1 protein-coding gene is annotated in these 1,827 nt (G+C 58.9%); it reads left to right on the forward strand.

Annotation, left to right across the window (positions count from 1 at the left end; all coding sequences use genetic code 11):
* Positions 1-503: 503 nt before the first annotated feature.
* Positions 504-1,394: a protein rep gene (locus AB5J56_RS45045; RefSeq protein WP_369243277.1), complete on the forward strand. Its 891-nt coding sequence runs from the start codon at positions 504-506 to the stop codon at positions 1,392-1,394.
* Positions 1,395-1,827: the final 433 nt, after the last annotated feature.

Here is a 1,827-nt window from a genome sequence, read left to right on the forward strand (position 1 = left end):
CTTCTTGGTGACCAAACGGTGCGTCCGTTTTGCGGGGTGCGTCACGGCGTTTTGCGCACCGCAGGCGCCGCGCGACAGGGGACCCGGCCGCGTAGCGGCTGGGGTGCGAGCGCGGCGGGGCGAGCGGCGTCGCGAGCCCTGCGCAAAACGTCCGCGCGGGGTGTGTCCGAGCGCCCTCTAACTTAACTTGATAATAGAGGGATATCTGCAGGGCGTAGAATCCGCGGAATCCCGCGCCGCTGTTGGCTTTTTGAGGGTATTGACAAGTCAAAGAAAAACCCCCTAGAATGTGGGTGCTGGTTCCACAAATCTAGGGGGTTTATATGACTTGCTCTCTAGCAGTCATCAGGAATGATTGTAGCAAATTTGCAAAAGATTGCAATAGCGATTACCTTTCGGAGTACTCTCCCAAGGATGCGCCTTGGGATGTTCACCGGGGCGAAGCTCAACAAGTCGAGCAAATCTACGCAGAAGCCGCGGAATTTGAGCGTTTGGCGCAGCGGATGCATCAGTGCAGCGGCTTACTGATCTTTGCCGACGTCCCGGATCCTGAGACCGGGGAACTAGTTCTACGCCTACGGGAAGCGCACTTCTGTAGAGTTCGACATTGCCCCGTGTGCCAGTGGAGACGTTCGCTAATGTGGTACGCGCGCTTTCAGAAAGCTCTACCCGAGATCTTGGGGAGATATCCGAATGCTCGATGGGCGTTCCTGACGCTTACGGTTCGCAATTGCGACATCAAAGAGCTTCGGGCAACGATCTCCAGCATGAACGATGCATGGAAGCGCCTGACGCATCGAGCGGAATTCCGAAACGTTCTTGGGTGGATCCGTACCACCGAGGTTACGAAAGGCAGGGACGAAAGCGCACATCCGCATTTCCATTGCATGTTTATGTTGTCGCCTTCGTACTTCAAAGGTAGCAACTACGTTACGCAAGCACGCTGGGCGGAACTCTGGAAAGAGTGCCTCAGGGCCGATTACACGCCGATTGTCGACATCCGCGTTGTGCGCTCTAAGAAAGTCTCTAGAGAGGCTCTAAAAGCCTCTAGAACGTCTCTAGAGGCCTCTAACACGTCATCGATCGAGGAATACTTGGCAGCGGTGGCGGATGCGGCCCGGGAGGTTCTGAAATACGCCGTAAAGCCTTCGGACATGCTCGGCGGTGGAAACGACAATGAATGGTTCCTGGAGCTAACCCGACAGGTGCACCGGCTCCGGTTCATTGCTTCTGGGGGAGCGCTCAAAGACGCTTTGCGGGAGGATGAGGAAACAGAAGAGGACCTCATTCTGGCCGACGATCCAGCGGAGACACCCGACTATGGGACCCGGGTTGCTTTCGCGTGGAGGCGCAAAGAGAAGCGCTACCGCAAAGCGGGCAAGTGGGAAAGCTAGATCGGGGGGTGCAGGGGGGGTGCCCCCCTGCCGCACGCAAACGCAGCGGCGTAAGCCGCAAGTTTGCATAAGTGCGCCCTTTGGGTTTTTGTTCGGGCAGTTTGGTAAGGAGCAAGGTGTAACCTGCGCTTCGCTTGGTTCCACCCTCGTCGCTTCGCTCCTCGCCCCCGCGCGCTTCGCTTGGGGGGTTGCTGCATGGGTCCATCGGGGGGAGAGTTTCACCCTTCCCCCCCGACGGCGTTTGGCTACGGTGTAGCGGGGCGTTGGGAGCGTAGCGACTGAGCCCCGCGGGGTTCCCCCCGGGTGTATCCGAAAGCGCGAGGAGCTGGTCGCGCTCCCCTTTATACCGCCGCCAGGCGGCGGCGGCGTTGTGTAAGAGATGCCCGGGTGCGTTCCATCGTGTCCGCGAGCGCGTGGTGTCTGGCCACGCTTC

The sequence above is a fragment of the Streptomyces sp. R21 genome (genome assembly GCF_041051975.1).
Taxonomy (GTDB): Bacteria; Actinomycetota; Actinomycetes; order Streptomycetales; family Streptomycetaceae; genus Streptomyces.